Annotated in this window: 5 protein-coding genes; 1 reads left to right on the top strand and 4 read right to left on the bottom strand. The window is 75.3% G+C overall.

The annotated features are described in order from the left end of the window. The 3 genes from DN069_RS20805 to pgfA all read right to left on the bottom strand — a co-directional run. Nucleotides 1-546, bottom strand: a 546-nt coding sequence (locus DN069_RS20805; protein WP_207892214.1) for a condensation domain-containing protein, incomplete at its 3' end; no start/stop codon positions are given. Further along, nucleotides 543-1,118 carry a methyltransferase domain-containing protein gene (locus DN069_RS20800; protein WP_111502992.1) on the bottom strand — a complete coding sequence of 192 codons (576 nt, stop codon included), beginning with the start codon at nucleotides 1,116-1,118 and terminating at the stop codon, nucleotides 543-545. The genes DN069_RS20805 and DN069_RS20800, both read right to left, overlap by 4 nt. After that, the gene (gene pgfA / locus DN069_RS20795; RefSeq protein WP_111502990.1) at nucleotides 1,115-2,143 is read right to left on the bottom strand and encodes a cell envelope lipid trafficking protein PgfA; all 1,029 of its coding nucleotides are present in this window, start codon (nucleotides 2,141-2,143) and stop codon (nucleotides 1,115-1,117) included. Before pgfA ends, DN069_RS20800 begins: the two co-directional genes overlap by 4 nt. Before the next feature lie 222 nt (nucleotides 2,144-2,365). Here pgfA and DN069_RS20790 point away from each other — a divergent pair, with 222 nt between their 5' ends. Beyond that, a complete protein-coding gene (locus DN069_RS20790; RefSeq protein ID WP_111502988.1) occupies nucleotides 2,366-3,517 on the top strand; it encodes a glycosyltransferase family 4 protein in 1,152 nt (383 codons plus the stop codon). Nucleotides 3,518-4,365: 848 nt separating this feature from the next. Here DN069_RS20790 and DN069_RS20785 read toward each other — a convergent pair. Further along, nucleotides 4,366-8,916, bottom strand: a complete 4,551-nt coding sequence (locus tag DN069_RS20785) for an alpha-(1->3)-arabinofuranosyltransferase domain-containing protein (protein ID WP_165845572.1) — start codon at nucleotides 8,914-8,916, stop codon at nucleotides 4,366-4,368. Between the last annotated feature and the right edge of the window lie 119 nt (nucleotides 8,917-9,035).

Raw genomic sequence — 9,035 nt, 5'->3', positions numbered from 1 at the left:
GCCGCAGGCGGCGTCCCCGGCACAGGTGGCCACCTCTGCCGGGGACGCCGCCTGCGGCGGGGCGGCCGTGGGCGCGTCGTTGTAGGCGGCGCAGATCGCCAGCAGGACGCCGACGAAGCCCATACCGTCGAAGCCCGCGTGGTGGGCGACGACGAGGAGTCGGTCGCCGCCCGGGGCGCCGCTGAGCAGGCGGAGCCGGAGGAGGGGGGAGGTGCGCAGGTCCAGCGGTTGGTCGAGGACGGCGCGGCGCGCCGCGTGCAGGTCGACGTCGGAGCCGTCGAGCACCGTCAGCGGGTCGACGTCCGGTCGGGCCGCGACGTGCCAGTGGCTGCGGGTGCGCCACGGCGGGGTCGGCAGGCGACGTGAGCGGGTGGCCGGGTGGGCGGCGAACGCGGTGTGGACGGCCGCGCGCAGGCGCTGCACGTCCAGCCGGCCCGTGACGGCGAGTTCGAGGTAGATCAGGTTCGGCTCGCCGCGTCGCTCCATCAGGTCGGAGGTCTCGTCGAGCGCGGTGAAGCGCGTCGGGCCCGGCCCCGTGGCGCTCATCCCGTCCTCCGCAGGACCAGTTCGGTGCGGCGGCGCGGCAGCGGCACGACGGGGGCGCGGTCGAGCAGGTCGAGGTCGCTGCGGCGGCGGATGTGGTGCACGACGGGACGGCGGGCGCCCGTCAGCGAGAGGCAGACCAGGCCGCCGACGCGGGTGATCCGGGCCAGCTCGTCCAGCACCCCGACGGCCTCGGGCCCGCGCGCGAACGCGGCGTTGCAGTAGGCGAGGTCGGCGGCGCCGTCCCGGACCGGCAGCCAGTACCCGTCGGCGACCACCCGCTCCCCCGGGTCCTCGGCGTCCGGCTCGGGGCCCTGGTCCGGACCGGGGGCGACGGCCAGGCAGCGGGCCCCCGCGGTGCGGAAGGCGTCGGCCCGCCAGACGTCCGTGCCGACGGCCACCACCTGACGGCTGGCCAGGTCCAGTAAACGGTCCAGCCGGCGCACCCGGTAGCGGGCGTGCAGCCGCCGGTAGACGGGGGCGTGGACGCCGTGCCGTGCGGCCGTCGCCAGCAGCCGCAGCACCGACGCCGGAGGCGCCTGCTCCTCCTCCGGCGCGCCGCCGTGGGTGTTCATGACCCCTCGCCGGCCGGCGGCGCGGCGGGAGACGGGACGACGGCGGGCTGCTGCGGGGCGACGGGGTCGGGCTGCGCACCGGCCGGCGCCTGGGCTCTCCGTGCGCGGGGGCCGCGCAGCCGCAGGCCGCCCACGCCCGCGAGGACGACACCGAGCGCCGTGAGCAGCCACGGCACCGGCCCCTCCAGCAGGGCGAGGCCCGCGGCCTGACCGGTGGCCTGCTTGATGAGCCGCTCCTCGGTGTCCTGGTCGGTGCGCAGGGTCACGTCGAGCGCGGTGGCGCTGTGGGTCGGGTCGCCGGGCATCTGCAGGGTGACGATCTCGTGGGTCGTCTGGGAGACGGGGGTGCCGGTCTCCTGGTCGACCAGGGTGAGCGTCTGCGGGTTCTCGTACCACTCCTCCGCCTCGACGGTGCCCTGGTCCGAGGGGAGGCCCAGCACACTCGCGGGCACCGCGACGGTGCCGACCCTGAGCTTCTTGATCTCCTGGGTGTAGACGTTGAAGGTGTGCCCCTCCAGGACGCGCGTGCCGTCCAGCTGGGCCGGGAAGGCCCGTCCGGCCGTCGGGTCCCACAGCTGGTACACCAGCGCGTCGGCGTGGAAGGGGAACTTGCGGAAGGCGTCCGCCCCCTGGCCGGTGTCCGCGCCGCAGCAGGGCACGTACCGGTTGCTCACGCGGTCGAAGGTCCAGCGGTGGACGCTCAGTTGCAGCGCCTGGCGGGCGTCGGCCAGGTCGATCGTCTTGGGGGTGTCGACGCGGGTGGTGATGGTCCACACGGCCGCGTGGTGCTTCCTGCCCACGACGGGATCGCCCTTGATGGTCTCGGTGACGGTGACCAGTCCGGTGCCCGGCCCTCCGGTGGTCGGGTCGATGAAGCGGCCCTGGCCGGTGGAGACGGTGGTGCTGTCCGGGTCCCACGGCGCGACGCGGACGGCCGACAGCACGGCGTCGTGCAGGACAGGGCCGGCGGCGACCAACAGGGCGCCGGAGGCCAGCAGGACGGCGGCGCTTGCGCGTTTGCTCAACGGGACCCCCTACAGGGCGGCCGGAACGATGGCGGCGGGGCAGGTGCGCGAGGTGTCTCCGGACCGTAGAGCCTGAGCTGACGGATCGTCAATAATCGTGCTGGGGCCAAAAATTTCCTGCTCAAGAAGAAGACTACCCGCAAGTAAGCAGTTATTGACGCCGTGTCATCAACGGCTTAGGGTTGGCGCGCCCTTCTCCCCACCTCGACGAAAGGCACACCGATGGACACCTCGGGCGTCCTTCGGCCGCCGTCCCGGGAGAACGACACCCGGGCCTCGACGGCCGCCCGCGCACATGTCGCCTTCCTGTCCCTGCGCGATCTGGCCAGCCCCGCCGCGGGCGGGTCGGAGCTGCTCATCGACAAGCTCGCCGCCGGGCTGGCGCGGCGCGGCCACCCCACCACCCTGGTCTGCGGCGGACCCGTGGGCTCCGGACGCCCTTACCGGGTGCGCCGCAACGGCGGCCCCTACAGCCAGTTCCTGACCGCGCCGCGCGCGGTCCGCTCGCTCGACCGGGTCGATCTGCTGGTCGAGGTCTGCAACGGCCTGCCCTACTTCGCCCCCGCCTGGTCCCCCCACACGCCCGCGGTCTGCCTGGTCAACCACGTGCACCGGGAGCTGTGGCCGCTGCGCTACCCCTGGCCGATCGCCGCGCTCGGCCGCTACGCGGAGACGGTGCTGCTGCCGCGCGTCCACCGCGGCAACCTGTTCGTGGCCGTCTCCGACTCCACCGCGCAGGCGCTCGCCGACATCGGGGTGGCCCGGGAGCGGATCCGCGTCGTCACCAACGGTGTCGAGGACGTCGCCGACCCCGCCGCGCTGCCGTCGAAGTCCGCCGAGCCGCTGTTCCTCGCGCTCGGACGACTCGCCGAGTACAAGCGGATCGACGTGCTGCTCAGACTCTGGGAGCGCGTGCGGCCCGTCACGGGCGGCACGTTGGTGATCGCCGGCGACGGCCCCGAGCGCGAGCGGCTGGAGGCCATGGCCGGGCCCGGCGTGCACTTCACCGGCCGGATCAGCGAGCAGCGCAAGCACGAACTGCTGTGCCGGGCCTGGGTGCTGCTGCATCCCTCGCAGGTGGAGGGGTGGGGTCTGGTGGTCACCGAGGCGGCGGTGCGCCGCACGCCGACCGTGGGCTTCCGCATCCCCGGCCTGACCGACTCCGTCGAACACGACGCGACGGGACTGCTCGCCCCCACCGAGGGCGCGTTCGCCTCAGCGTGGGCCGGGCTGGCCCTCGACCCCGTGCGGCGGCACGCCATGGGCGCCGCGGCCCGCGGCCGCGCGCTGGGCCTGCGCTGGCACACCACCGTCGAGCGCTTCGCCGCCGTCGTGGACGAGGCCCTGCACCGGACCGCCCCGGCCCCGCGCTGAGGCCGGGGCGGCGGGCGGTGCCGGCGGGCGCAGGGCCAGCACCAGCAGCGAGACGACGAGCGCGCCGAGCCGCAGGCCCAGCCGCAACGGGTCGGCGGGCAGCGGCTCGTGGAAGATGACGCCGCCCGCGACCATCACCAGCGCGTTGCCGGTGATGACCTGCGCGGGCACGAGCGTCGCCGCGCGCGAGCGCTGCAGGCCGATCTGCATCACGCCCAGCATCAGCACCGAGAACAGCGCGAGCAGCCACGGGTAGGGCAGTTCCGCGAGCACGACCAGCGAGCGTCTCCCGTCGCGTGCCGCGACGGCCAGGGCCTTGGCCAGCAGGCCGCCCGCGCCGTTCAGCAGCCCGACGGCCACGCCGTAGGCCGTCCCCGAGCGCTGACCGCGCGGCACCAGTACGGCGCCTGCGCCGACCGCCGCCAGGGCGCAGACGCTGAGCACCGCGAGCGGGTGCTCGCCGCGGCCGACGGGGTCGAGGTGCGGATCGTAACTGAGCACCAGCAGCACGGTGCTGACGCCGAGCAGACCCAGCATCGCCAGGTCCGCTCGGGCGGGGGTCTCGCGGTAGACCAGCGCGGACGCGGCGACCAGGACGGCCGGGCCGACGGCGAGCAGCGGCTGCGCGACGGTGATCGGCAGCAGGCCCTGCGAGACCACCTGCAGCACCAGCCCCGCCAGCACCAGCGCGAAACCCGCGAGCCAGGCGGGCCGCCCGAACAGCGACCGGAACAGCGCGACGGGCGCGCCCAACCGCAACGGCGGCAGCGCGCCGAGCGCCCGCTTCTCCACCAGCAGCCCGACGTTGTAACACCCCGCCGCCAACACGGCCGCCCCGACGCCGACGATCACGCCCCCACCTCCCCACCCGCCGGCGGCCCGCCGTCGGATGACTCGGGCGCGGGGGCGCCGGAGGGCTGCTGGGCTTGATGGGACAGGCGCGGGTCCCGCGCCGCCGCGGACGCCGGATTGCCGGCCCCTGCATCGGGCGCGTTGCCCTGGTAGGGGATGTGGCCGAGGAGGGGGGTGGGTTCGACCAGGGTTGGGGGGCCGCTCTCGGGACTGGCAGCCGGGTGTGCGGCCGGTGTCGGCACGTGGGCAGGCGGTGCGGGGGCCTCGGGCTGCGCGGAACCCGCCGCGCGGGCGCGCTGCGGGAGGGTCCAGGCGGCCAGCGCCGCGGCGAGCGCGGTGAGGGCGCAGGCCTGGGCCGCGGGGCCGAACGCGCCCTGACCCGGTGTCAGGCCCTGCTGGACGTCGACCGCGGCGATGACGCCCGCCGCCGTCATCGCGGCCACGGCGACCGCCGGGGCGACGATCCGCGTCCACGCGGGCCGCCACCACCACACGGCGGCGAGCACCACGACCACGCCCGCCATCGGGCCGCCGACCAGCGCCAGCACGGCCGCGCCGACCAGCGGTCCGGCGATCCAGCCGGGTGCCGGACGCTCCGTCACCGCCGCGAGCGCGCCGCCGGACCGTTCCCGCCTGCCCGCCCACACGGCCGCGGCCAGCACGAGCAGCAGCAGGAAGCCGCCGACCGAGAGCGCCACGACGTACCAGCTCTGGGGGGTGTAGGTCAGGTGGACGACTCCCCCGGCGCCGGCCGGGACGAGGAAGCCCTGCTGCCAGCCGTCGAGCGTGACGGCCTGCAGGGTCTGCCCGTCGAGGCTCGCGGACCAGCCGGGCGCGGCGTTCTCGTGGACCTCCAGGTAGGCCGGGGCCGGTCCGGCGGCGACCGTCACGCTGCGGTTCTCCTGGCTCCAGCTCCAAGCGCCCGTGGTCCGCACCGGCGTGCCGGGCGCGGTCTCGCTCGCTGTGATCGCGGCGCGCTCGGACGCGCCGACGATCGTCGCGTCGGTCAGGGCCAGGGACGCGCCCGGCGCGTCGCCGGGGGCGTCGAGGCGATGGGTTCCGGCGGGGAGCGCGAGGCGGCCGCCGGTGGAGCAGAGGGTGACCACGACCGGCTGCTGCGAGAGCAGCGCCCCCAGGGAGCCGGAGGCGGAGGTCGGGTAGGTCTGGCCGTCGATCGAGAGCTGCGGGCCCTGGCCGCAGGGGAGGTTGAAGGGGGTGGTCGGGTCGGCCTGCTTCTGCTGCAGGTCGCCCAGCGCCGGGAAGGACGCCTTGGCGAGGCCGAGGGTCAGCGGCACCTCACTGCCGGTGATCGGCTCGTAGGTGTCGACCTGCTGGATCCTCGGGAAGGTGACGGTGACCCGGTCGGTCCGCAGCGCCGCGAAGGCGACCTTGCCGTCGGCGCCGACGTCGGCGGTGCGGTCGCCCGCGGGGCTGCTCAGCTGGACGGTGAGCGGCGCGGCCGACAGCCCGCCGGCCGGTTGCAGGTCGAGCTCGGTGAGGGTGCGCTGTCCCTTCCAGGAGTAGCTGAGCTGCGGGGTGGTGCCGGGGGCGGCGATCCAGCCGTCGAAGGAGGTGGCCTGCACCAGGTTGGAGGCCTGGAACTGCGGCAGGTTCGCGATCGCGGGGCTGCCGGTGACGGTCAGTCCGCTGCCGGGCGCGAGCTTGTGGATCAGCGTGTCCAGGGCCGGGCCGGGGACGGGCATGGCGCTGAGCTGGGTGTCGAAGGTGTCGGGGGCGTCGAGGGTGAACTGCCGGGCCATCGAGGTCTCCGCGCTCTGCGGGCCGAGCAGGCCGGTCGCGCCGACGGTGCGGTGGAAGGCGAAGGCGACGCCGCCCGTCCCGTTGGTCGCGGCGTCGTGCGGCGCGGCCAGGTAGCGGGTCACCTGGACGCCGGGGACGGCCACCTCGCTGATGCCCGCGCCGAGGCCGCCGGGGACGGCGCCGTGCGCGGCCGCGATGGTGAGCGTGAGGCTGCGGGTGGACCCGGCGGGGACGGCCAGGTCCTGCGCCGAGCCGGTCCCGCTCAGGTCGTCGGTCACGCTGCCGTGGTCCGTACGGACCGTCAGCCGGCTGATCATCGGCCGCAGCGGGCTGTCGGCCAGCAACTGCACCTGGAGGGAGGAGGGCAGGTCGACGGGGTTCGCGAAGTCGATCCGCAGCCACTGGCCGACGGGGCTGCTCGGGTCCCCCTCCGTCCAGGCGGTGGCAGGGTCGCCGTCGAAGGCGTTGACGGGGTCGTACTGCGGAGACTGCAGCAGCCAGGAGCCGTAGCTGGAGGCAGTGACCGAGGCCGCGCCGTCAATGACGGCGGTGGTCTGGTGTCCCGTCACGTCGAAGGGCAGCCTCAGCTGTCGCGGGGCCTTGCCGCCGGAGCCGTCGGCGCGGTCGGACGGGTTGGTGCCGGTGGCGGTGTAGGTGTAGGAGACGTTGTCGCGGACCAGCCCGAAGGAGGTGTCCGTGCGGCGCAGTCCGTCGGTCACGACGAGCGGGCTGCCGGCGGGCGCCGAGCCGCCGGTGGTCGCGGACTGGCCGCTGAGCAGCGCGGCGCGGCCGTCGGCGAGGCCGCCGCCGGAGCCGTCCGGCGGGCCGCTGAGCTGCAGCAGGCTCTCGGGGCCGCCGCTCAGGCGCAGCGCGCCGCTCGCGGGCAGCACCGAGAACGGCGTCTCGGGCTGGAGCGGGGTCGCGTCGGCCTCGAAGACCTCGACCGCCGGGTAGCCGTAGTCCAGGGCGGCGACCTGGAGCGGGGTGTCGCCGCGCAGCGGCGTCGGCGGGATCACCGGCCCGAAGGAGGTGGCCAGGTGGAAGCCGGACTGCAGCAGCGTCTCCCGGTAGGCGGTGGGGTCGGTGTAGTCGAACTGGGCCGGGTCGAGGTCGTGCCGCAGCACGACGTAGCGCACGCCCGCGCGGGCCAGGTAGGCGGCGAGCCCGGGCTGGTCGGTGCCGGTGGCCATGGCCTGCTCGGCGGCGTCGAGGTACAGCTGCACGCCCGCGCCGCCGTCGGGGACGAGGGTGCGCTCGGCCCACGGGGACTGCGCGTAGGGCTGCAGCGCGTCGTCGGTGGTGCTGCCCCAGCTGTAGTCGCCGTGCGAGGCGGCGGGTTCGAGCAGCGAGCGTCCGCCGCCGCCGTTGTCGGCGAGGTAGGCGGCGGTCTGCTTCCAGTAGTCGGGCACGGACTTGAACGAGCCGCCCTGCAGCGTGCGGGCCGTCAGGTACGGCACGGCGCAGCCGAGCAGTGCGGCGGTGAGCACGAACGCGGTGACCGGCACGAGGATCTTGCGCGGCGCGGCGAAGGCGCGGCCGAGCAGGTGCGCGAGGCCGAGCACGAGCGGCAGCGCGAGCAGCGGTTGGAACTTGTAGACGCTGTGGAACGCCTCACCCGGTCCGCTGAGGAAGGACTGCAGCTGGTTGTGGAGGGGCCCGCCGAGCGTGCCGCCGTAGACGGCCATGGTGGCGACGGCGCCGCAGCCGAGCGTCCAGCGCAGCCAGCGCGCCTCGGGCAGGTCGCGGCGCGCCAGCCCGCCGAGGCCGAGCGCGGCGAGCGCGGCGCTGCCGGCCACGGCCCAGCCGGTGGTGGCCAGCACCCAGCCGGCGTTCAGGGCGGGCGTGCCGAAGTCGAGGTAGTCGAGCCAGTTGCCGGTGCCCCGCAGCGCCTCGGTGGCGGCCATGGTGGACGCGGTCGTGTGCGGGGACTCGATGTAGGGGAGGAAGTCGAAGCCGTAGCGGCCGAGCAGCAGCAGGGGCAGCCACCACCACGCGGTCACCAGCAGCACGGCGAGCATCCACCAGCCGAGCAGCCGGCGGCTGCGCCCGGTCCATTGACGGGTCAGCAGGTAGAGCAGCGGCGCGGGCAGCACGGCCAGTACCGAGACGGCGTTGACGCCGCCCATCAGCAGCACGGCGAGGCTCGACCGCACGGCGGCGCGCAGCGGCGACGCGTCCTCACGGGTGCCGTCGACGAGCGGCACGACCACCCAGGGCAGCAGCGCCATCGGCAGCACGGCCGCGGAGGTCGAGCCGACGAGCGCGGTCAGCGTGGGCCACAGAGCGTAGGCGAGCGCGCCGGTCAGCCGGGAGGCGGGCGTGCCGACGCGCAGCCGTTCGGCCAGCCGGACGGCGCCCCAGAACGCGGCGGCGACGATCAGCGACATCCACAGCCGCTCGGTGATCCACGGGGGCAGCCCCAGCCACTCGGCGACCAGGTAGAACGGTCCCATCGGGAACGCGTAGCCGATCGCCTGGTCCTGCAGGCCGCCGAAGCCGCCCTGTGAGCTCCACAGGTGCGCCAGCTGGCCGAGGAACCGGCCGGGTGCCAGCACCACGTCGGCTTTGGTGTCGAACACGATCCGGCCCGGGGCCTCCAGCAGCAGGCCGATCAGGGCGAGGGCCCAGAGGCCGACGAGCCAGCGGCCGCTCGCTCCCCCGCCGGCGCGCGGGCCGAGGAACCACTGCCGCAGCCGGGGCCCGCGCGGCCCCGCGCGGCCCGGTTCGGGCGCGGCCGCGGCCGGGTCGCCTGCGGTCACCGGACTGCTCACTTGGGCGGTAGTCACCGCGCTGCCTCCTCGCACTCATCGCCTGCGACCGTCCGGTGCCCCTTGCGGTCCTGATGGACCGTCAATAGCCTCGAAGCGCTGAGGTTTCCAGCTTTCTCACACGGTCGGTTCATTGG

The organism is Streptacidiphilus pinicola, from assembly GCF_003258295.1.
Taxonomy (GTDB): Bacteria; Actinomycetota; Actinomycetes; order Streptomycetales; family Streptomycetaceae; genus Streptacidiphilus; species Streptacidiphilus pinicola.
Note: the sequence above shows the minus strand (reverse complement) of the source record. Positions and strands in the feature narration are given on the sequence as shown.